We start from the raw sequence: 20,474 nt of genomic DNA, 5'->3' as shown, positions 1-20,474 counted from the left end.
GTTACCTGGAATGCAGATAGGGATACCGAAAGAGATTAAGAATAATGAAAACCGCGTGGCGATCACTCCTGCTGGTGCGGTCAATCTAATCAATGAAGGACATGAAGTCTTTTTAGAGTCGAAGGCCGGGGAACGTTCTGGATTTTCTGATCAGCAATATGAAGAAGTCGGAGTGAAAATAGTAGGTGCTGCTGCGGAGGCATGGGCCCAGCAAATGGTCTTGAAAGTCAAAGAGCCTTTGGCCGAGGAGTACGGTTACTTTTATGAGGGATTAATTTTATTCACGTACTTGCACCTTGCTGCAGATGAAGAATTGACAAAAGCACTGGCAGAGAAAAAAGTGGTCGCTATTGCTTATGAAACGGTTCAAGCGGAAAATGGATCTCTCCCTTTGCTTACACCCATGAGTGAAGTGGCTGGTAGGATGGCTACACAAAAAGGTGCGCAATATCTTGAGCGTACCCATGGCGGCAAAGGCATTTTACTTGGCGGAGTGCCGGGGGTGAAGCGTGGGAAAGTGGCGATCATCGGAGGCGGCGTTGTAGGGACGAACGCAGCAAAAATCGCCATCGGTTTAGGAGCAGATGTGACGATAATCGACCTCAGTCCAGATCGGCTCAGGCAGCTGGATGATATATTCGGTTCCTCCATTAATACGCTCATTTCGAATCCACTGAATTTGAGTGAAGCTGTAAGGGAGTCTGACTTGGTCATCGGTGCGGTTTTGATCCCAGGGGCAAAAGCTCCAAAACTTGTGACCGAAGAGATGGTGAAGTCAATGAGTCGGGGGAGTGTCATTGTAGATGTTGCAGTCGATCAGGGCGGCATCGTCGAAACAGTCGACCACGTCACAACACATGATGATCCGACCTATGTAAAATATGGGGTTGTCCACTATGCGGTAGGCAACATGCCTGGAGCTGTTCCGCAAACATCAACACTTGCACTGACGAATGTTACGATTCCTTATGCTGTTCAGATTGCTAACAAAGGCTTCCAAAAAGCATGCATGGAAAACGCCGCCTTACTGAAGGGGATCAATGTTGTGAATGGAAGTGTGACTTACTGTGAAGTTGCAGACGCTCACGGGCTGGATTATATAGAAGTTGAGAAAGCCATTGGTCCAAAATCATTTATTTCTTAAAAAGAGATCAGGTCTCGTTCCTTATTGAAGCGAGACCTTATTTGTTGGGCAGAAGTACTTAAACTTCTCCATCATGAATAACATGGAATAAGCTCGAATTCTCATTATAAAAGGAGATATATCCATGGATTTCATGATTGACTTCACCCCATATGCAGGACTTGCTGTATTGTTGTATGCGATGAGGCAGACCAAGCGTGTGCCAAATCGATACATCCCCATCATTGCTGTCGTTCTAGGAGTGGCTTTTTCTTATTGGCAGCAAGGCATTTCTCCATCATCAACGGTGGAAGGGTTGAAGTATGCTCTGCTTGGAATCGGTACCGTTGCAGGAGTTAAGTATTTTTTGGAGAAAAAAGAAGATGGCGGAAAGGACTGAGCAATATTAGCTTAGTCCTTTTTTGACTTAAAAATATAAAAAACAGATGACTACGATTAATAGGAAACGGTAGATGGCGAATGGAATTAATTTCACATGATTGATCAGTTTCAGAAAGAAACGGATCGATAAAAGAGCAAAAAGAAAAGCGCTTAGGAAGCCGACTGCAAAATAAGGAACAGCCGTCCATTGGAAATAGGTCAGGTTATTTATTATGGAGAGGCTACTTGCCCCCAGCATGATTGGAACAGCCATGATAAAAGTGAAATCTGCTGAAGCTCTGTGACTCAGTCCCATTAAAACCCCTGCAGAGATCGTAGCACCAGAACGGGAAAAACCAGGCCATAAGGATAAACATTGAAACATACCGATCGAGAAAGCTTGTCTATGACTGATTTGGTCAACACTTTTCTTCCATTCTTTAGGTTGATGCAAATCAGCCGCTATCATAAACACAGCTCCTGCTCCCAATCCGATTAAAACGGTTTCGAGAGTGAACAAATGCTCATCTATGAAATCTTCAAAAAGGAACCCTAAAAGGGCGGCAGGCAGAAGCCCTGTGAGGATATGAGTCCATTTTAATCGGGCACGTTCACTTTTCTGTGAAGATAGCAATAGTTCTCTAAACCGATCCCGGAAAATGACAATGACGGCCAGAATAGATCCCAGCTGAATGAACACTTTAAACGTATTTGCAACATAGTCTCCTAGGAACAAGTCCGTCCTCAGCCACATTTCATCAACAAGTATCATGTGCCCGGTTGAAGAAACGGGTGCAAACTCTGTCAAACCTTCAAACATGCCAAGAATCACGACTTTGAGGAACTCTATCATCTCCATAAACGAATACCTTTCGCTTTACGCATCCACCAGATGGTAAGGAAAGCAACAACGGCGATAATGACATACGTCCATAGGGAGTACACTTTCATATAGTGCAGAATATCGCGCCAGGAATCTCCGAGGATGGCACCTGTGTAGATCAGGGCGGTATTCCAAATTAAACTTCCCGAAAAGGTAAGAAAAAGAAAAGGAACGATGGAGAAACGGGCCATTCCTGCAGGTATGGAAATGAAACTTCTGACAAGAGGAAGCATGCGGCAAAAAAAGATGGCCCAATACCCATATGACTCAAACCAATGGAAAGCTTTGTTCACATCTGCTTTCGTAAGGCGCAGATATTTTCCATGACGTTCCACCCACTCTTCCAGTTTGTCTCTGCTGATGGACATCCCGATTCCATACAATAGAAGAGATCCGGTCAAAGAACCCGAAGTCGCATAAAGGATGACACCTGTGATTGTTAAATCCGTGCTTACCGTCATAAACCCACTAAGCGGCAGAACAATTTCAGATGGAATAGGGGGAAAGAGGTTTTCAATCGCCATCAATGCATAAACCCCCAGATACCCAAACTGTTCCATCATCCAAATGATCCATTCTTCCATAAACTTCTCCTCCAAAAGATGATCGATGTATTGTATCGAACAAGCTTCCAAAATAGAACCTGAAATCAGTTTGTGAAGATGTCTTTAAGCGTATCGGTATTCAACATACTCCAACTGAATTCAATGGAATAGGCCCTCCAGTCCGCACCTGAAAGCCATCCTGCCAAAAAAATGACTCCGAAAAACGAAGCGATCGTTATTGCTGAAATCAGATAATAGAGGGAGTCGCGATCTTCATGTTTTTTCAACGTTTTACCCCTTTCATTATTTACGAACAGACATTCCCTTGGTGATTGAGAATATTATAGCAGTTGGAAATACGAATAGATATCAAATATTAAATATTGAATGAACAGAATAAACCGTCTCTAGAGATAGGATAACTACACGACTGGAAACACTCGTTCGAAAAGACTGAGAGACGATCTGAAAATGATTACTTCCTTTACATGTTCACAAAGCGGTGTATAATAAAAGTGAGTAATCACTCACTTTGAGGAGGTTTAAAATGAATTCTATGGTTGAAATGAAGAGTGTCATTCATCGTTATGGTAGAGTCACCATCATTGATCAGGTGGATCTTTCCATACAGAAAGGTGAGATTTTTGGATTGTTGGGCCCTTCAGGAGCAGGGAAAACGACCCTTGTAAAGCTGATGGCAGGAATTCTACAACCTTCAGAAGGAACCATATCCCTTAATGGGGCCGATTTGCAGCATCTTTCGCAGATGAAAAAATTTGGGTTCATGGCCCAATCAGATGCACTGTATCAAGAGTTGACCGCATGGGAGAATCTAGACTTTTTCGCCTCTATTTATAACCTATCGAGAAAGAAGAGAAGGAAAAGAATCAGAGAAGTACTTGAAATGGTTAACTTATCCTCTTCTAAAGATCAACCCGTTGAAACCTTTTCTGGAGGTATGAAAAGGCGGTTGTCCTTGGCTGCAGCTCTTGTCCATGAACCGGAAATGATCATCCTTGATGAGCCTACAGTTGGCATCGACCCGGTTTTGCGGCAGTCGATTTGGAATGAACTTAATGATTTGAAAAACAAAGGTGTTACGATCATTGTTACCACGCATGTGATGGATGAGGCGGAGAAGTGTGATCGTCTCGCTCTGCTCCGAAAAGGAAGAATCATTGCCATGGATACTCCGGAAATGTTGAAGGACAAGGTGAATGTATCATCTATGGAAGACGTGTTTTTACATTACGGAGGTGAAACACAATGAATACTTTCCATGTCATGAAAAGAATCCTTCTCCAGTTCAGGCGGGATAAACGAAGTGTTGCCCTGATGGTGGTTGCCCCACTCCTTGTATTGTCGCTCATGTGGATGGTACTGGATCATGATGAATCCACCCTTAAATTAGGAGCCGTCGACGTTCCGGAATCCATGCTTAAGAAAATATCGTCTGAGACCCTTGTAGTTGAAACACTGTCTTCTTCTGAAGCGGAAGAACAGCTGGATGAGGGGGAGCTGGATGCTGTCTTGTATTTGGAGAATCAGGAAATATCCCTGCTTTTGGAGGGCAGTGATCCAAACACTGTAGGGGCCATCCAAAAAGAATTGCAATCTTTAAGGGCGAATCAGCAAAGTGCAATGGACGTTGAGTACTACCATGGGTCAGAGGATCTCGGGTTATTTGATTACGTAGGACCTGTACTCATTGGTTTTTTCGTTTTTTTCTTTGTATTTATTGTAGGCGGAGTTTCTTTTTTAAGAGAACGTACACAGGGCACACTGGAACGATTGTTGGCAACCCCAATCAAACGATCTGAAATCGTATTTGGTTATCTTGCAGGATTTGGAATGTTCACAATCCTCCAGTCACTCGTCATTGCATCCTTTTCCATTTACATTCTGGGGGTGTTTATGGAAGGGAATTTCTTTTACGTGCTCATTGTTACCATTTTACTTGCTCTAGCGGCTTTAAGCCTCGGTACATTGGTATCTGCATTTGCTAAGAATGAATTCCAGATGATTCAGTTCATTCCTTTGATCATTGTTCCTCAGGTGTTCTTCTCCGGTTTATTCCCGACAGAGGGACTAGGAACATGGGTACAGGTCATTGGAGAGATGATGCCTTTAACGTATGGTGCAGAAGCATTGAGAGGAATTATGCTGCGGGACGCTTCTTTTGCGGAAATCCAAATGGACGTGTATATTTTACTAGGGTTTACGGCTGTGTTCACGACATTGAATATATTCGCATTGAAGAAGCATCGGCGTTTATAATGGTAGAATGGACGCCTTAGGAGGATGGAAGAATGACTGACTTTAAAAAAATGGTGGAAACGTTAGAACAGACTACAGAAAAAGATCGAAAGTTGACACCGAAACAGGAACAAATATTAAAAGCTGCTGTAGAGATCTTTGCTGAAAAAGGGTACGCTTCTTCTTCCACCAGCGAAATTGCAGCAAAAGCGAATGTAGCTGAAGGGACGATTTTCCGTCATTATAAAACGAAGAAAGAGCTCTTGATCTCCATCGTGACCCCATTTATGACGCAGTTCACTTTGCCTTTTTTTGCTTCTCATTTCGCCAAAAAAGTTTTTGAGGAGCCTCCGGAGGGGTTTGAAAGTTTATTGCGGACTCTTTTGAAAAATAGATTTGAATTTGCCAAAGAGAACGCTCCTCTTTTGCGCATTGTGATTCAGGAAATGGCCTTTCACCCTGAGCTTAAGGAAAAATTTCAAGAAGTCTTCCTTGAAGAAATATTCCCGAAATTCGAGGGGGCACTGAATCAATTAAAAGAAAAAGAAAAACTTGTAGAAATGCCGAATACCTCCATCATACGTATGATTATCTCATCTGTAGTAGGGTTTCTGGTCACCCGTTTTATCATTGCACCTGATTTAAACTGGGATGACGATAAGGAAATCGATGATACGATTGACTTTATTATGCATGGATTAGCGCAGAAATGATGACAGGTCTATCCTATAAATGGATAGACCTGTTTTACTCTTAATAGTAGAAGAGGATTCCAAAAAAAGAGCGAACCATATAAGGTTCGCTGAAGAGGGGGATGGGTAGGGTTACTTAATTTTCCCTGCGTACAAACAACAGTCCGCCACTTAACAAAAACAGCCCCATCCCGAGTAACGCATATGTAGCATACGGCGTTGCGGTTTCTGGAAGCTCTCCGCCTTCTTCGTCAGATGACTCTTCTTGTGTTCCATTTTCTTCAGAATCATCCATAGCTTCTTCATCTGTGGCTTCTGAATCACCAGATCCATCTTCTGAAGAGCTGTTTCCTAAACTTTCACATGGTACACCATCTTTATCTCGATCCAATCTATCTGGATCGTTGTTTTCATCATATCCATTTTCTTCCCAATACTGCTCAGCTTCTGCTGTAGAATCAAAGTCACTGCAATCTTTGTCCCCGTCATGACTGTCTGCACTTATAACTCCAGCACTGCCAAAGGTTAAAGTCAGAGCAAACAGAATCGTTAAGAATTTTTTCATCGATGAAAAACTCCTTTTATATAGATTCCCATCACCCTTTGGATATTTTTGTATATTCTTCTATTTCCTATATTTATACATATAAAACCAATTTTTTCTTTTATATAAAGATAATTTCAGCAGTGGTAAGGAGACAGGGTTGAGATCAAGAGGTGGAAGGGGATATAGCAGCCATTAGAAGAAGCTATCTGAAAAAAAAAGCATGAGGCAGTAGCCTCATGCTTTTTAGTTTGTTTGCATCTTTTTCTTTTTGCGTGCTTTTTCTTTTTCAATCTGCTTACTGCGCAACTGTCCGCAGGCGGCATCGATGTCGGTACCGTGCTCCGTACGAACTCCGCATTTAATTCCACGGTCCATCAAGGTTTGATAGAACGTAAGAATCGCTTCTTTTTCACTTCGCTCATAAGGGTGGTCAGCGACAGGATTATAAGGGATCAAGTTGACGTAGGATAAGTGTCGTTTATCCTTCAACAAAGCCGCAAGCTCTTCCGCTTCTTTCTTATGGTCATTGACGTCCTTGAGTAGAATGTACTCGAAGGTGATCCGCCTGTTCGTCTTTTCAAGATAGTAATCAATGGCAGGCATCAATTTTTCGAGCGGATAGGCTCGGTTGATTTTCATGATTTGAGTACGCAGTTCATTATTTGGTGCGTGAATGGAAAGAGCCAGGTTAATCTGGATGCCTTCATCAGCGAACTCATACATTTTCGGCGCAATTCCACTTGTGGAAACGGTAATGTGACGCGCTCCGATGGACAGCCCTTTTTGATCGTTTACAACTTTTAGGAAGTCGATCAAGTTGTCGTAGTTATCGAACGGTTCTCCAATTCCCATGACTACAATGTGGCTTACACGTTCGTCGTTTCCTTGTTTATCCAGGTGTTGTTGGACTTGCATGATCTGCTCGACAATTTCACCGCTGGAAAGGTCACGGCTCTTACGCAGAATTCCACTGGCACAGAAGGAACAACCAATGTTGCAGCCGACCTGTGTCGTTACACACACGGACAACCCGTAATTGAAGCGCATGAGAACCGTCTCTATGACGTTCCCATCATCCAATTTAAATAGAAACTTGACGGTCCCGTCCTTTGATTCTTGTTTTATTTCTTCAGAAAGTGTCTCAATCGTAAAATGTTCTTTGAGAACATCGATGCATGATTGATTCACGTTTTTCATCTGTGAAAAGTCTGTCACACGCTTTTGGTAGAGCCAGTCCCATATTTGCTTGGAGCGGAACTTTTTCTCACCATGATCTATAAGCCAATCAGTCAGTTGGTCAAACGTCAATCCGTAAATGGATCGTTTCATAAATACGCTCCTCTTTAAAAAAAATCGCTATTTCTATCATACTCGAAATTGAGATGTTAAACAACAGTATGAGGAATGTTGAAATTTTACAAACATTTGAAGGGGAAGCACCCGAGGTTTTTCTTGAATGAGGATGAAATATCCAGAAGGTAAATGTATATATTGCGCAAGTGAGGGGGCGGACTTCTATACTTTCATGAGCGTATGACGATGAACCGAGCTCTACCAGTCAAAGGTCACCTCTCTAAGTCTATGGAAGCAATTTTCAGCGTTTACGTTATCTTTTTACGAAAAAGGGAAGGTGTTTTTTCAGAACTTTAATTCACACTCTAACGGGGGAACGCTTATGTTTACATTGAATGACATTCCTATGTTCATCATAAATTTTTTTCTGATTCTGCCTCTCGTCACACTGGTTCACGAAACGGGCCATGTCGTTGTCGCCCGTATTTTTGGGGGCAAAATACGCTACTGTATAGGCACAGGGAAACTGCTTTTCCATGTGGGGCCTTTGGAAGTGAGGCGTATGTACTTTATGGAGGGCTGGTGTCAGTATGAAAAGCTTTCTTATAACAAGACTTGGGCGCATGTGTCGATCTATCTTGCCGGAAGTCTATTTAATTTGGGTATCATCCTGATGTTGAATGTATTGATCACCCAGGAAGTCCTTCCTGTGGATTTATTTTTCTATCAGTATTCCTATTTCTCTGTGTATTTCATCTTCTTTTCACTGTTTCCTTATCGAAATGCTGACGGTAAGCCGAGTGATGGGATGGCGATCTATGATGTCATTCGTTATGGAAAAGCGGAAGATCCGATTGATTAATAGGAAGAGGGGAAAGCGAATGAGGCTTTCCCTTTCAGGTGGTCACTCATCTTCAATATCCAGAAGCATCGTACGGTTAAAGAATGCTCCTCGCTCTTTTCTGCGGTGTTGACGAATATGTTCAAGTTCTTCGATAGTGGCCCCGTGGGTATAAGATAAAGCGTGAATGACTTCCAGAAGGTCTGCAAGTTTCGTCAGGGAATCTTTATTTTCATCCATATTGAAATATTCTTCGACTTCATCTTTCAATTTGTGTTTCAATGAATCATCATACTCCTCTTTATTAAGGGTTCGAGTACGGATGTTTTTTCCCGAATCTCTTAATAAGTTAGGGATGTGATCTCGAACTAGTTTGTTGTGCTTTGTCAATGTTCCACTCTCCTTTCGGCTATACCCATACTTAACCGTTTCCGGGAAAAAGAAAACAATTAAATATCATGAACTAATTGATATAACAGATGGTGAGGAAAGGGTAAAAGTAAATGCAGACAAGAGGGGCTGCTTGTCTGCATCTTGAAAGAAATATTAATAGAACCGTTTTTCCCAGAAATCACTTTTCACATCTATGGCATTTCCGCTTATTTCTACATCATCAATGTAGAATAAAGGGAGTACACAGACTCTTCAAATCATTCCGGCGCTTATTTTTTTCCAATCGTTCTGTTACTGCAGGGCTCTCATCAGATGTAGGGCAGGATGATGGCGACTGTTTATCTATTTATGTCAGGATGTTCGATTGGTTTTGGGACATTTTACCCTAAATAACGCTGCAGAGTTTTATCCTTCTTTCTTTGAGGTATGTATTTATATATCAAATAAAGGAGGAATGAACATGAAAATGATTCGCTCGTTGATCCATACTATCGTAGATATTCTCTTATTCATTCCACGTACGATAGGAAGATTGATTAAGAGGATCGTATAATTCAAAAACATAAACTTGGCCGCTCTTTTAGAGAGGGGCCTTTTTTAATGATTACGAATGGTAGATGAATGAAGGTATGAAATGAGAATCCCTAAGGAAAGGAGGAGGGGATGTATGAAAGGGAAAGGGATTACTCTCGTTCTCTTCGGGGCTGCGAGCTTTGGATTCACACCGATTTTTGTGAAGACAGGTTTTTCTTTAGGGTACACGCTCGGGGAGCTGAACATAGTACAAATGGGGATCGCCGTTGTATTTTTATGGTTGATCAGCTTCTTCAAAAGGATTTCTTTGAGAGGAATGAGCAGAAAAGATTTTTTCAAAATCATGTTGACCGGCACATCCGTTGGTTTGACCAGTATCTTTTACTATGGTGCGATGCAGTATTTACCAGCATCGATTGCCATTATACTCTTATTTCAATTCGTCTGGATTGGGATGATTTACGAATGGATATTTACGAGAGTTATTCCTACAAGGATCAATTTCCTTTCTTTAGTTGTGACTCTTCTCGGGGTAGTATGCGCCTCTGGTGTGATAGGTGGAAGCTTTTTTAATCTTCCAATCGCAGGACTTTTGCTTGGACTGCTCTCCGGCTTTTCTTATGCAGGTTTTGTCTTTTTCAGCGGACAGGTCGCGACAAAAACCGACCCGATCGCAAGAAGTGCGCTGATGGTGACCGGGTCGCTGCTTCTTGTGTTGGTGGTTTTTGCTCAGGACCTCCCCACACTTCCTCTATTAGAGGAGGATTTGTGGATCATAGGTGCAGGAGTGGCTTTAGTAGGAGCGGTCATCCCTCCATTATTTTTTGCTCAGGGCGCTCCGTTGATTTCTGGAAGACTTGCGAATGTCTTGAGTTCTATTGAACTTCCAGTGGCCATCGTTTCAGCCATGATTATCCTTTCTGAATCGGTTTCCTTGATACAGTGGGTGGGGGTGACTTTGATCGTTACAGCAATTTTCATTAATGAGCTGGGAGGGTTATGGTTTAAAGATAAAGAGGAAAGAAAAAGCCAGACCTCTTAATTAAGAGGTCTGGCTTTGATTTACACGACAGCTTCCTGCTTTGAGGAATCCTCTTTTTTGTTTTTTACATATTGGAAAACAGAAATGGCTCCGAAGACGCCTAATCCAATAAGGGAGATGACGAGGTTCGGATAAACGAGCATCAGTCCACAAGCGACGAGTGCGATTCTTTCCACCCACGTGACTTTCGTGGCGAAGAATCCAATCAGTGCGGCACTGATGGCTGCCATTCCTAATAAGGCTGTGATGACACTGGTAGATAAGTTGAATGCATTGACGTCCCCCTGCAGTAATAAAATCGGGTTAGTGACGAACACATACGGGATGATAAACGCAGCTATTGCCAGTTTTACCGCGGTTACACCAGCTTTCATCGGATTGGCCCCGGCAATTCCTGCCCCTGCATAAGCAGCGAGACAAACCGGAGGGGTGATGTCTGCGACAATTCCGAAATAGAAGACGAACATGTGAACAGCAATAACCGGAACATCAAATGCTAATAAGGCTGGAGCCGCCATCGTAGCGGTTACAACATAGTTGGCTGTTGTAGGGAGCCCCATCCCTAAAATAATACAGGCAATCATTGTGAAGAACATGACAAGGAAAAACTGCCCCTGAGCAAGATCGATAATTCCTCCGGCAATTTTAGGCCCGAGGCCTGTCGTCGTTACTGTCCCGGCAATGATTCCTGCAGTCGCACAGGCAGCAATGACGGGGAGGGCGACGCGGGCTCCTTCTTCAAGCAATTTGATGATCCCTTTTAAAGACATGCGTGTTTCTTTACGGAAAAAACTGATAACAAAAGCTGTCACGATTGCAAATAAAGCGGCATACGTCGGAGTCCGTCCTGCAAGGAGGAATCCGATAATGATGACGAGCGGAAGGAACAAGTCCAGTCGTTTGATTAGTTTATTCGTTTTAGGAAGTTCTTCTTTTGAAAGTCCACGGATGTTTTGTTTTCTTGCTTCAAAATGTGTACCTAAAAAGACTCCTGAAAAGTACAAAAGAGCGGGAACAATCGCAATGACGATGATTTCGTTATAAGGGATTCCTGTATAAGATGCCATGATGAATGCTGCGGCGCCCATGATCGGAGGCATAAGCTGCCCGCCGGTGGATGCAGAAGCTTCAGAGGCTGCGGCAAAGTGAGGTTTAAACCCTGCATTTTTCATCATCGGAATGGTGAACGATCCAGAGCCCACAGTATTGGCGACAGAGCTCCCGCTTACCATTCCTTGAAGCCCGCTTGCGGCAACTGCAGCTTTGGCCGTTCCGCCCGTATATTTTCCTGTTAAACGAAGGGCAAGATCATTGAAAAACTGTCCAATGTTCGTTTTGACGAGAATGACTCCGAAGAAAAGGAATAGAAAAATATAGGTCGACGATATTTGAATCGGAATACCAAATATAGCACTGGAACTGAAAAACATCTTTGTTGCGAGCGTCGGCCAGTCATTACCTGCATGACCAATGATAGGAATGAAGTTTCCGAACATCCCATAAAGCAGGGCAACAATAGCTATGATGACAATTGGAAGTCCGACGACTCGCCTGGTTGCTTCAAGTAACAAAAGGATGCCGGCGGTTGCAACGAATTGATCCATATAGGTGAAGCCGAATATAATCGCATCATTGATGAGACGGTCATAATTTTGAATGATATAAAAGTTCGCATATAGAGCGATCGCAGCAAAGATAAAATCATACCATGGGATGCCGCGCTTGCCCGTCAAAGAAGATTTAATCGGATAGAGAAGGAAGACTAAGCAGAGCGCCGCTCCCAGGTGGATGGCACCCTGGATGAGTGAAACATATGCGCCACGATAAGCCGTATATAGCTGGAAAATAGTAAGTGCGCTGCCAAGAATCAATGTCACCCAACCCCAGGCTCCTAGGTTGGTTCGGAATGTGCTCTCTTTATCGTATTTTTTCATCATTTCCTGCTTGTCGACTTCCTTATTGTCTTTTTTTGTCACGCCTCTTACCTCCATTCTTTTTCATAAAACAGCGCTTTAAAGAACCGGACAAAAACAATGTCCGGTTCCATTCGCTGCCATTATTCTAAAATGCCTGCTTCTTTGAAATACTTTTCTGCTCCAGGGTGAAGCGGTAGCTCTTGTGCACCTGTCAAAGCACTATCCTGAGTGACCAGCTTCGCTTGAGCGATTGACATATCACCAGCATTTTCATAAAGTGTTTTTGTCATTTCATACGCTAAATCTTCACTGATCTGGCTTGTTGAACCGAGGAGAAGTGCCATTGCAGTAATGGTTTCAACAGGCTCTTCCTGCCACTCATACGTTCCTGGTTCGACCGTGTAGGCTTCATATTGACTGTTGGCAACAACTTCTTCTAAAGCGTCCCCTTCAATGTTCAGGAATTTTACTTCTCCTGTAGCCGCGTCTAGCTCATCCGTTGTTGAGGATGGAACCCCTACAACTGCGAAAGAGGCATCGATTGTATTGTTTTGAAGTTTACTCTTCGCGTCACCAAATCCTTCTTCGAACGCTTCATAGTCGCCTTCTTCAATGCCATAAGCGGAAAGAACCATCTCAGCAGCTTCACGAGTCGCTCCACCTGGAGGTCCGACCGCTACTTTTTTACCTTTAAGATCTTCTATGGACTCAATTCCTGTAGAATCCAGCGTGACTACTTGAAGCGCCTCTGGATAAAGGGAGCCGATGACACCTACATTTCCGACATCTTTTCCTTCAAATTCACCCATTCCTTCGACAGCATTAATCATTGTCGTATTCTGGGCAATCCCCAACTGGAAATCTCCGGATTGAATTTTGGCGATGTTTTCAACAGAAGCTCCAGATTCTACAGAACTAACGTCAAATCCCTCAGCGTCAATATTGTCTGCAAAAAGGTTCGCCATTTCTCCTCCAAGTGGATAGTAAACGCCTCCGACGCTACCTGTACCCATTGTAAGGTTTGTCATTTCTTCGCCACCATCACTTCCGCCGTCTTCTCCTGCAGAACCGCTTGTCCCGCTTTCACCACAAGCACTCAAGAATAAGCTTACTGTGAAGAGGAGAACGAACATCAGCCATGAATACTTTTTCATTTGAAGACCCCCTATTATGAAATTGGATTAATTTAAAAGGAGTAAATTCCTCCATTTAAATCAAAAAGTTCCTTATATTTACATGATTTTACCTTGTTTATGGATGAATTACAATAATATTACAAAAATTAAGACGATTGAAGGGCGGGGGATATAAAAAGAAGAGGATCTCCGGGTAGGAGACCCTCTTCAAACGATCACAGAGGAAAGAAAACTTCACTTGGATCGACCATTTTTATTTACTTACAAACTTTCACAAACGAGACCATCCTGATCATGTCCATCTAATCGGTGTGGGTCCTGGTCGGGCCCTCCTGCTGCTTCATAAAAGGCTTGTGCTTCTTCTTGAGAAGAAAAGTCACCACAGTCCCTGTCTGGTCCTTGAGGATCATAAGGAAGACTACCTTCATAGGGGGAGGGAGCTGGTATTTCCTCCTCTTTTGATGAACTGTCTTGCTGGAACCCCTCATCCGTAACGTAACCCTCCATGCTCCAAATCCCTTTCCCTTGTTGTTTGGCACGAGTCTCTGCGTTTTTCATAGAGGCTGAAAGAGCGTAGGGTGGATCATATTCGTATGCATATCGGGCAAGTCCTTTTTCCAGTAAATGCTGGTTGAAATTCTCTCCGTTAACCCAAACATAACCAAGAAGCCGGTCATAATGATCACGCTTCGGGCCGTCATATTCGAAACGTATTTCTTTTCCCGACAACTTTTCCTTTGCAAAGTTACTTGCCTCAGGTCCAAAGGGCTGCACAGGCTTGTCGGGATGAACGGTTTCGGGCGTGTCGACAAGTAACAAACGGACGCGCTCTTCTCTGCCGTCGATCATAATATCGATGGTGTCTCCGTCCACGACGTTCGTAACCGTAGCATCAACATCTCCTGGCTGTTTACCTTCGTCAGAAGTCTTTGAATCCTTTTCTGGGAGAGCTTCCTCCTCTTTTTCCAAGGGGGCACTTGCTTCGGAATTTTGTGATTGTTGGGTTTGACTTTCAGACTCTTCTTCTACTGGCTGGGTTTCGGTACAACCGGTAAGTAAAAAAATGGATAGAACCAGCAACACGGTGTGACCAAGAAAAGGTCGTATCCATGAGGACATGGACATCCCTCCTTCCTTTTCTAACCATAGAATGGAGACAGGGTGGAAAAATAAAAAACGCAGAAATCCAAATCCTCCATTCAGATTTCGTGCGTTTTCATCATTGTCCCAACCTTTCAATTGCTATCTTTATTCTACTAGCCGCTATTTCCATTGGCAAACGTACCAAGTAGGCGTACTCTCTATAAACACACGCTGTGGTATATGATAGAATAAAAAGTACAAAGATTGACAAAACCCCTTGCTTTTCGAGACACTATTAATAATAAGGAAATAGGGAGAGATACATATGGCATTTGTCATTACACAACCGTGCCAGGGAGAACAAGCCGGGGAATGCGTAGACGTTTGTCCTGTCGATTGTATTGAAAAAGGGGAAGACCAGTATTACATCAACCCTGATATCTGCATAGACTGCGGTGCGTGTGTATCGGTTTGTCCGGTAGATGCGATTGTCGAAGAGTATGAGCTGATGCCTGAGGAAGAGCCGTATTTAGAAAAAGCGGAGAAGTTCTTCGGCAACATATAAAGAAAAAACGTCCATCCCATGGGCGTTTTTTTATTTGTGTTATTATTCATTGCTTTCCCCACAGCCCCACCCACTTAACAAAAGTCTCGAAACTGAGTCTTCGAGTAAAAGGAACTTTTGTAAAAAAAAGATCTTAACAAAATTTAATAAAATCAAAGAACTTATAAGAAATCGGTGTTTGTTGGTTTTTTAGAGGTTCATCTATGTAATTTTTTGTTGAAATCAGATTATTTTGATAATTTTTTGTGATTTAAAAGAGGAATAAGGGGTATGGGAATAGAAAGAACTTATAAAATAATCTTTGTGCAGGAGTTGATTGGATGCTCATGTCAGTTTATCCCCCCGAAGGTTCATATCAAGAAAGATACCATTTGATCGATCAATTGAGGGATTTAGGTTACACAGAGGATGCCTTTGGAAAAAGGACGATTGAGATGACTTTGCCGGAGTTACAGCAAATTTTCATCAACTTGGAGTATCAAAGAGAGTGTGCACTGGAAAATTAATACCAGGAAATTTCGAAATGGAAAAGCATTCAGCTAAAAAGAAGCGAACCGGCTATCTTACATAGGCGACTCGCTTCTTTATGCATTTTTTCATTACAAGTCTTTAGTGATTTTAAAATGACTTTATAGACAGGCCGGTGTGCGGCGATGAAGAACATGATGAAACCGGCCCATAAAAAAGAGTGTGTTCATTATATTGATATAATAAACATGCATTTGCGTAAAAAAAGCCAGAGCGTGTACGCTCTGGTATTGAAAGAGGGAGACATTCTACAGGTAGAGGTTGTAGAGAATATGTCTCGCCGTCTATTATAACCAAACCTATATTGAGAAAACAATTTTTCTCCCAAATTCTTTCAATTGCAAAGATAACGAACAATGAACCAGAAGGTGGTGATGACCTCTGGTTCTTTTTTTATACATACCTGATCAGCGGAAGGTTGTAATGATACCATCCGCTTTTGTGTGAACCACTTATAACGGGTAAAGGTGGTTCACACGAAAAGGTTTTTTAGTTGTAGAAAGAAGCTCCTACAATAATCAAAAGGATGAACAATACAACGATCAATACGAAAGTGCTTCCGTATCCACCGCCATAACCGCCGCCGTAACCGCCGCAGCCACCATACCAGCCCATATCTTTCACCACCTTTTTTAATCCTATACGACACAGTATGAAGGGACGGGCTTCGAAGGCAGGGCGAATGTCCGCATTTATTTATTTGAAACTCCCAAGTACAGAAAAGTGGTTTTCTTGAAGAATCATTGCGAATAATCGCCTATGGTTTATCTAATGTTTTTAAGGTGAATCCACGCTCATTTGAGATAAAAAAGAAAAAAAGAAAGGAGAAAAAGAAACGGGATGTCAAGCCTCTCAACGGTGTAAGCGCTTTACCTGTACATCGAATCTTTTGAGTGTTCAGAAAATTTGCTTAAAACCTGTTGACCTTCCCTCGAAATGGGTTTAAAGTAGTCCTCAATCAACCACATCGATGACTTCAATCGTCCGGTTGGTTCATGGGAAAGACCTGAGATTGGGACCCTGAAAATGTAAGATCACCACTTACCAGAAGGGTCCACATTTTCTTTATCATTCTTTAATCATTTCAAACATTAAACTATAAAAGAAAGGAGTGCTGAAAATGAGCAGCCAATGGATTTATATGAGCGGCGAATACGTGAAGAAAGAAGAAGCCGTTGTTTCCGTTTATGATCACGGTTTCTTATATGGAGATGGGGTGTTCGAAGGTATTCGTGTATACGAAGGAAACATCTTTAAGCTCGATGAACACTTGAACCGTCTATATGATTCAGCAAAGTCAATCATGCTTGAGATTCCACATAGCAAGGAGGAACTCGAAGAGATTATTGCTGAAACGGTCCGCCGTAACCAGTTGGAAACTGCTTATATCCGCGTCGTCGTTTCCAGAGGCGCCGGTAACCTGGGTCTGGACCCAGCCAGCTGTGCAAATCCTCGTTTGGTTGTCATTGCTGAAGCACTCGCTTTGTTCCCGAAAGAATTATATGAACGCGGGGTCCGCCTTGCCTCTGTTTCAAGCAGAAGGAATCGACCGGACGTGTTACCGCCCCAAGTGAAATCGTTGAATTACTTAAACAACATCCTCGTGAAAATGGAAGCCAATCAGGCAGGCGTCGATGAAGCTCTCATGCTGAATGATCAAGGCTATGTGACGGAGGGTTCCGCCGACAACATCTTTATCGTGAAGAATGGAACCATCCTTACACCGCCGACATATTTAGGTGCATTAGAAGGAATCACCCGTAACGCCATCATCGATTTAGCTGAAGATAAAGGCTACAAAGTCAAGGAGCAGCCGTTTACGAGACACGATGTCTACGTCGCGGATGAAGTATTTTTGACAGGTACAGCGGCAGAAGTGATCGCTGTCGTAGAAGTCGATCAGCGTAAAGTTGGAGAAGGGAAACCTGGTGTTGTCACAAACCACCTGCTTTCAGAATTCAGAAAAGTAACGACAACAGACGGATACAAAGTGTACAGCAAAGATCAAGCGAACGTGAGTTAAGCGAGAACCCGTACAGAGTTTGAGGCATTTGAAAAGTAAATCACACGAACACGATGAAAGGAATAAAAGAATAAGTGCTTGTATTCCCAGAGAGCCGGGGTTGCTGGAAGCCCGGAAATACATCTTATTCTGACATCATCCTTGAGTGTCCACGCTGAACGTTCATCTAGTAGGCGGGACCAGGTGTTTCACCACACCTGTTATCAAAAGGGGTTCATGATGAATCCCATGAGGTGGAGCTTGTTTTTGAGAGCTTCACGAATGAGGGTGGTACCGTGGAAGTAAAGAGAGACCTTTTCACCCCTCACATTCTTACAGCACTGTTGTTGTGTTGCAGGAATTTGAGGAGGAAGAAGGTCTCTTTTTTGTTCGAAAGACGAAAGGTTCGAAAGCGGAAAGGCATTATAGTCAATATCCGCTTTTCATAAAAGATACGTTCAACACAGGAGGGATGAAAAAATGAAGGCACAGGCAAGTGCGGAACAGCAGACCGCGACGAAGACAGGAGCCGATTTGCTAGTGGAAGCTTTAATCGGTCAGGGTGTCAAAACGTTATTCGGATATCCAGGTGGCGCAGTTTTACCGATTTATGATGCGATCTACCGGGCGGAAGGCAGTTTTGATCACATTCTTCCAAGACATGAACAGGGAGCGATTCACGCTGCGGAAGGATATGCGAGGGTATCAGGCAAAGCCGGGGTCGTCATCGGAACGTCTGGTCCAGGAGCAACAAACTTAGTTACAGGTATTGCGGATGCGATGATGGATTCCATTCCCCTCGTAATTTTTACCGGGCAGGTTGCCAAAGGTGTCATCGGAACCGATGCTTTCCAGGAATCAGACATCATGGGGATCACGACGCCTATTACCAAGCATAATTATCAAGTCCAGGAAATCGAGGACCTGCCGAGGATTGTGAATGAAGCCTTTCATATCGCAACGACAGGAAGACCAGGACCGGTTGTTGTGGATATTCCGAAAGACATTAGTTCTACGGTTTACGAAAAGGAAGTAAAGAGCGACTTTCACTTACCCGGTTACCAGCCGACCGTCAAACCGAATCCACTTCAAATCAGTAAGTTGCATGACGCACTTGTGGAAGCGAAAAAACCGGTGGTACTCGCAGGATCCGGTGTCATTCATGCAGGTGCTTCGGAAGAGTTAAAAACATTCATCCAAAATTACCAACTGCCGGTTACGACAACGCTTTTAGGACTTGGCAGTTACCCGGGTACCTGTGATTTGTCCCTTGGAATGGCTGGAATGCATGGAACTTATTCCGCAAACACGGCTCTTTACGAATGCGACTTGCTGATCAATATCGGTTCTCGTTTTGATGACAGACTGACAGGAAACTTGAAACATTTCGCACCAAACGCGACAGTCGCCCATATCGATATCGATCCTGCTGAAATCGGGAAAAACATTCCAACGCACATTCCGATCGTATCGGATGCCAAAGCAGCACTGGAAGCTTTGAACGCAAAAACTGTGAAAGGGCTGCACCATAAAGGGTGGATGGATGCGATCAGCCAAAACAAAATCGATTATCCACTATGGCATGATCAGCCGGATGAACTCATCGTTCCTCAGTGGCTCATGCAGAAAGTCTATGAATATACCAGTGGAGAAGCAGTCGTTACGACAGATGTCGGACAGCATCAAATGTGGGCGGCCCAATACTATCAATTTGATCGGCCGAACCGATGGGTCACCTCAGGCGGACTTGGCACGATGGGCTATGGGTTCCCGGCAGCAATCGGAGCACAGCTCGCCGACATGGATTCCACATGTGTCGCTGTGGTTGGTGACGGTGGTTTTCAGATGACGCTTCAGGAGCTGTCTGTTTTACAAGAACGGAGACTGCCTGTCAAAGTACTGATCGTCAACAATCAGGCGTTAGGAATGGTAAGGCAGTGGCAGGAGAAGTTTTACAGTGAAAGATACTCTGAGTCGATCATCGACGTCCAGCCGGACTTTGTAAAACTAGCAGAAAGCTACCAGGTCCCTGGCTATAAGATTGAAACACAGGAAGAACTCTTGGAAGTCCTGCCGAGAGTACTGGGGGATGATCAGCCGGCGGTCATCGATTGCCGTGTCCTTCAAAAAGAGAACGTCTATCCGATGATCGCACCAGGAAAAGGACTACATGAAATGATTGGGGTGAAACGATGAAGCGAATCGTCACAGCAACCGTTCATAATCGAAGCGGTGTGCTGAACCGGGTAACAGGATTACTTGCCAAAAGGCAATTCAACATTGAAAGCATTTCTGTCGGACGTACGGAGACCGAAGGCGTCTCGAAAATGACGTTCGTCGTGGAAGTCGAGGATGACCGCAAGCTCGAGCAGCTGACCAAACAGCTGAACAAACAAATCGATGTTCTGAAAGTATCAGACATCACAGACAAAGCGATTGTCGCTCGGGAGCTTGCGATGGTGAAAGTGATCAGCAACCCACAGATCCGCAGTGAGATCCAGGGCATCATCGAACCGTTCCGTGCATCAATCATTGATGTCAGTAAAGAGAGCGTTACGGTTCAAGTGACAGGTAAATCGGATAAAGTCGATGCGCTCATCGATCTATTAAGGCCTTATGGCATAAAAGAACTTGCCAGAACAGGCTTAACGGCATTCACCCGCGGTCATCAGCCGCAAGTAGCAGAATTCAAATCCTACTCTCTATTAAAATAA

22 protein-coding genes are annotated in these 20,474 nt (G+C 43.5%); 12 read left to right on the top strand and 10 right to left on the bottom strand.

Annotated features, from left to right (window positions below; translation table 11 throughout):
• Positions 1 to 10 precede the first annotated feature (10 nt).
• Together ald and ACQ4XT_RS19415 are read left to right on the top strand one after the other, a co-directional pair.
• A complete protein-coding gene (ald, locus tag ACQ4XT_RS19420) occupies positions 11 to 1,144 on the top strand; it encodes an alanine dehydrogenase (RefSeq protein WP_446855220.1) in 1,134 nt (377 codons plus the stop codon).
• A gap of 124 nt (positions 1,145 to 1,268) precedes the next feature.
• Complete coding sequence (locus ACQ4XT_RS19415; RefSeq protein WP_446855219.1) at positions 1,269 to 1,523, top strand: phage holin family protein; 255 nt, start codon at positions 1,269 to 1,271, stop codon at positions 1,521 to 1,523.
• A 27-nt stretch (positions 1,524 to 1,550) separates the two neighbouring features.
• Here the strand turns inward: ACQ4XT_RS19415 and ACQ4XT_RS19410 are convergent, their stop codons facing one another.
• The 3 genes from ACQ4XT_RS19410 to ACQ4XT_RS19400 form a co-directional block, all read right to left on the bottom strand.
• Positions 1,551 to 2,363: an undecaprenyl-diphosphate phosphatase gene (locus ACQ4XT_RS19410; RefSeq protein ID WP_446855218.1), complete on the bottom strand. Its 813-nt coding sequence runs from the start codon at positions 2,361 to 2,363 to the stop codon at positions 1,551 to 1,553.
• On the bottom strand, positions 2,354 to 2,971 hold the full coding sequence (locus tag ACQ4XT_RS19405; RefSeq protein ID WP_446855217.1) for a DedA family protein: 618 nt from the start codon (positions 2,969 to 2,971) through the stop codon (positions 2,354 to 2,356). The genes ACQ4XT_RS19410 and ACQ4XT_RS19405 overlap by 10 nt, the downstream gene beginning before the upstream one ends.
• Before the next feature lie 65 nt (positions 2,972 to 3,036).
• Complete coding sequence (locus ACQ4XT_RS19400) at positions 3,037 to 3,219, bottom strand: hypothetical protein (RefSeq protein ID WP_446855215.1); 183 nt, start codon at positions 3,217 to 3,219, stop codon at positions 3,037 to 3,039.
• A 260-nt stretch (positions 3,220 to 3,479) separates the two neighbouring features.
• Between ACQ4XT_RS19400 and ccmA the strand changes: the two genes are divergently transcribed.
• From ccmA to ACQ4XT_RS19385, 3 genes are read left to right on the top strand one after another with little or no spacing between them, the layout of a single operon-like run.
• Entirely contained in the window at positions 3,480 to 4,202 is a 723-nt protein-coding gene (gene ccmA / locus ACQ4XT_RS19395) for a heme ABC exporter ATP-binding protein CcmA (protein ID WP_446855213.1), read from the top strand.
• On the top strand, positions 4,199 to 5,209 hold the full coding sequence (locus tag ACQ4XT_RS19390; RefSeq protein ID WP_446855211.1) for an ABC transporter permease: 1,011 nt from the start codon (positions 4,199 to 4,201) through the stop codon (positions 5,207 to 5,209). Before ccmA ends, ACQ4XT_RS19390 begins: the two co-directional genes overlap by 4 nt.
• Positions 5,210 to 5,241: 32 nt before the next feature.
• Positions 5,242 to 5,901, top strand: a complete 660-nt coding sequence (locus ACQ4XT_RS19385) for a TetR/AcrR family transcriptional regulator (protein ID WP_446855209.1) — start codon at positions 5,242 to 5,244, stop codon at positions 5,899 to 5,901.
• 115 nt (positions 5,902 to 6,016) lie between these two features.
• On the opposite strand, the gene ACQ4XT_RS19380 is transcribed toward ACQ4XT_RS19385, so the two are convergent.
• Entirely contained in the window at positions 6,017 to 6,445 is a 429-nt protein-coding gene (locus ACQ4XT_RS19380) for an excalibur calcium-binding domain-containing protein (RefSeq protein ID WP_446855208.1), read from the bottom strand.
• Between the two features lie 225 nt (positions 6,446 to 6,670).
• Positions 6,671 to 7,756 (bottom strand): dual-specificity RNA methyltransferase RlmN, encoded by a 1,086-nt coding sequence (gene rlmN / locus ACQ4XT_RS19375; RefSeq protein WP_446855207.1) that lies wholly within the window; start codon positions 7,754 to 7,756, stop codon positions 6,671 to 6,673.
• A gap of 346 nt (positions 7,757 to 8,102) precedes the next feature.
• Here rlmN and ACQ4XT_RS19370 point away from each other — a divergent pair, with 346 nt between their 5' ends.
• The gene (locus ACQ4XT_RS19370; RefSeq protein ID WP_446855206.1) at positions 8,103 to 8,582 is read left to right on the top strand and encodes a site-2 protease family protein; all 480 of its coding nucleotides are present in this window, start codon (positions 8,103 to 8,105) and stop codon (positions 8,580 to 8,582) included.
• A 42-nt stretch (positions 8,583 to 8,624) separates the two neighbouring features.
• On the opposite strand, the gene ACQ4XT_RS19365 is transcribed toward ACQ4XT_RS19370, so the two are convergent.
• The gene (locus ACQ4XT_RS19365) at positions 8,625 to 8,951 is read right to left on the bottom strand and encodes a nucleoside triphosphate pyrophosphohydrolase (protein ID WP_446855204.1); all 327 of its coding nucleotides are present in this window, start codon (positions 8,949 to 8,951) and stop codon (positions 8,625 to 8,627) included.
• A 670-nt stretch (positions 8,952 to 9,621) separates the two neighbouring features.
• Here ACQ4XT_RS19365 and ACQ4XT_RS19360 point away from each other — a divergent pair.
• Positions 9,622 to 10,530, top strand: coding sequence for an EamA family transporter (locus ACQ4XT_RS19360; protein WP_446855203.1), 909 nt, complete (start codon positions 9,622 to 9,624; stop codon positions 10,528 to 10,530).
• 20 nt (positions 10,531 to 10,550) lie between these two features.
• Here ACQ4XT_RS19360 and ACQ4XT_RS19355 read toward each other — a convergent pair whose 3' ends face one another.
• The 3 genes from ACQ4XT_RS19355 to ACQ4XT_RS19345 all read right to left on the bottom strand — a co-directional run bounded on the left by ACQ4XT_RS19355 (position 10,551) and on the right by ACQ4XT_RS19345 (position 14,701).
• Entirely contained in the window at positions 10,551 to 12,521 is a 1,971-nt protein-coding gene (locus ACQ4XT_RS19355) for a TRAP transporter permease (protein ID WP_446855202.1), read from the bottom strand.
• A gap of 65 nt (positions 12,522 to 12,586) precedes the next feature.
• Positions 12,587 to 13,600 carry a TAXI family TRAP transporter solute-binding subunit gene (locus ACQ4XT_RS19350; protein WP_446855200.1) on the bottom strand — a complete coding sequence of 338 codons (1,014 nt, stop codon included), beginning with the start codon at positions 13,598 to 13,600 and terminating at the stop codon, positions 12,587 to 12,589.
• A 243-nt stretch (positions 13,601 to 13,843) separates the two neighbouring features.
• Complete coding sequence (locus tag ACQ4XT_RS19345) at positions 13,844 to 14,701, bottom strand: thermonuclease family protein (protein WP_446855199.1); 858 nt, start codon at positions 14,699 to 14,701, stop codon at positions 13,844 to 13,846.
• A gap of 289 nt (positions 14,702 to 14,990) precedes the next feature.
• On the opposite strand from ACQ4XT_RS19345, the gene ACQ4XT_RS19340 reads away from it, so the two are divergent.
• Both ACQ4XT_RS19340 and ACQ4XT_RS19335 read left to right on the top strand, forming a co-directional pair.
• A complete protein-coding gene (locus ACQ4XT_RS19340) occupies positions 14,991 to 15,230 on the top strand; it encodes a ferredoxin family protein (protein WP_089653998.1) in 240 nt (79 codons plus the stop codon).
• A gap of 320 nt (positions 15,231 to 15,550) precedes the next feature.
• Entirely contained in the window at positions 15,551 to 15,736 is a 186-nt protein-coding gene (locus ACQ4XT_RS19335; protein WP_446855197.1) for a hypothetical protein, read from the top strand.
• A gap of 511 nt (positions 15,737 to 16,247) precedes the next feature.
• On the opposite strand, the gene ACQ4XT_RS19330 is transcribed toward ACQ4XT_RS19335, so the two are convergent.
• Complete coding sequence (locus ACQ4XT_RS19330; RefSeq protein ID WP_160913727.1) at positions 16,248 to 16,373, bottom strand: YjcZ family sporulation protein; 126 nt, start codon at positions 16,371 to 16,373, stop codon at positions 16,248 to 16,250.
• A gap of 505 nt (positions 16,374 to 16,878) precedes the next feature.
• Between ACQ4XT_RS19330 and ilvE the strand changes: the two genes are divergently transcribed.
• The 3 genes from ilvE (at position 16,879) to ilvN (ending at position 20,474) form a co-directional block, all read left to right on the top strand.
• Positions 16,879 to 17,781: a branched-chain-amino-acid transaminase gene (gene ilvE, locus ACQ4XT_RS19325; RefSeq protein ID WP_446855195.1), complete on the top strand. Its 903-nt coding sequence runs from the start codon at positions 16,879 to 16,881 to the stop codon at positions 17,779 to 17,781.
• A gap of 459 nt (positions 17,782 to 18,240) precedes the next feature.
• Entirely contained in the window at positions 18,241 to 19,956 is a 1,716-nt protein-coding gene (gene ilvB, locus ACQ4XT_RS19320; protein ID WP_446855193.1) for a biosynthetic-type acetolactate synthase large subunit, read from the top strand.
• A complete protein-coding gene (gene ilvN, locus ACQ4XT_RS19315; protein WP_089654003.1) occupies positions 19,953 to 20,474 on the top strand; it encodes an acetolactate synthase small subunit in 522 nt (173 codons plus the stop codon). The genes ilvB and ilvN overlap by 4 nt, the downstream gene beginning before the upstream one ends.

The organism is Halobacillus sp. 12SKB (assembly GCF_052941655.1).
Note: the sequence above shows the minus strand (reverse complement) of the source record. Positions and strands in the feature narration are given on the sequence as shown.

Coding starts and splice junctions, on each gene's coding strand:
- ald (WP_446855220.1), top strand. CDS start 11: ATGCAGATAGGGATACCGAAAGAGATTAAGAATAATGAAAACCGCGTG.
- ACQ4XT_RS19415 (WP_446855219.1), top strand. CDS start 1,269: ATGGATTTCATGATTGACTTCACCCCATATGCAGGACTTGCTGTATTG.
- ACQ4XT_RS19410 (WP_446855218.1), bottom strand. CDS start 2,363: ATGGAGATGATAGAGTTCCTCAAAGTCGTGATTCTTGGCATGTTTGAA.
- ACQ4XT_RS19405 (WP_446855217.1), bottom strand. CDS start 2,971: ATGGAAGAATGGATCATTTGGATGATGGAACAGTTTGGGTATCTGGGG.
- ccmA (WP_446855213.1), top strand. CDS start 3,480: ATGAATTCTATGGTTGAAATGAAGAGTGTCATTCATCGTTATGGTAGA.
- ACQ4XT_RS19390 (WP_446855211.1), top strand. CDS start 4,199: ATGAATACTTTCCATGTCATGAAAAGAATCCTTCTCCAGTTCAGGCGG.
- ACQ4XT_RS19385 (WP_446855209.1), top strand. CDS start 5,242: ATGACTGACTTTAAAAAAATGGTGGAAACGTTAGAACAGACTACAGAA.
- ACQ4XT_RS19380 (WP_446855208.1), bottom strand. CDS start 6,445: ATGAAAAAATTCTTAACGATTCTGTTTGCTCTGACTTTAACCTTTGGC.
- rlmN (WP_446855207.1), bottom strand. CDS start 7,756: ATGAAACGATCCATTTACGGATTGACGTTTGACCAACTGACTGATTGG.
- ACQ4XT_RS19370 (WP_446855206.1), top strand. CDS start 8,103: ATGTTTACATTGAATGACATTCCTATGTTCATCATAAATTTTTTTCTG.
- ACQ4XT_RS19360 (WP_446855203.1), top strand. CDS start 9,622: ATGAAAGGGAAAGGGATTACTCTCGTTCTCTTCGGGGCTGCGAGCTTT.
- ACQ4XT_RS19355 (WP_446855202.1), bottom strand. CDS start 12,521: ATGGAGGTAAGAGGCGTGACAAAAAAAGACAATAAGGAAGTCGACAAG.
- ACQ4XT_RS19350 (WP_446855200.1), bottom strand. CDS start 13,600: ATGAAAAAGTATTCATGGCTGATGTTCGTTCTCCTCTTCACAGTAAGC.
- ACQ4XT_RS19345 (WP_446855199.1), bottom strand. CDS start 14,701: ATGTCCTCATGGATACGACCTTTTCTTGGTCACACCGTGTTGCTGGTT.
- ACQ4XT_RS19340 (WP_089653998.1), top strand. CDS start 14,991: ATGGCATTTGTCATTACACAACCGTGCCAGGGAGAACAAGCCGGGGAA.
- ACQ4XT_RS19335 (WP_446855197.1), top strand. CDS start 15,551: ATGCTCATGTCAGTTTATCCCCCCGAAGGTTCATATCAAGAAAGATAC.
- ACQ4XT_RS19330 (WP_160913727.1), bottom strand. CDS start 16,373: ATGGGCTGGTATGGTGGCTGCGGCGGTTACGGCGGCGGTTATGGCGGT.
- ilvE (WP_446855195.1), top strand. CDS start 16,879: ATGAGCAGCCAATGGATTTATATGAGCGGCGAATACGTGAAGAAAGAA.
- ilvB (WP_446855193.1), top strand. CDS start 18,241: ATGAAGGCACAGGCAAGTGCGGAACAGCAGACCGCGACGAAGACAGGA.
- ilvN (WP_089654003.1), top strand. CDS start 19,953: ATGAAGCGAATCGTCACAGCAACCGTTCATAATCGAAGCGGTGTGCTG.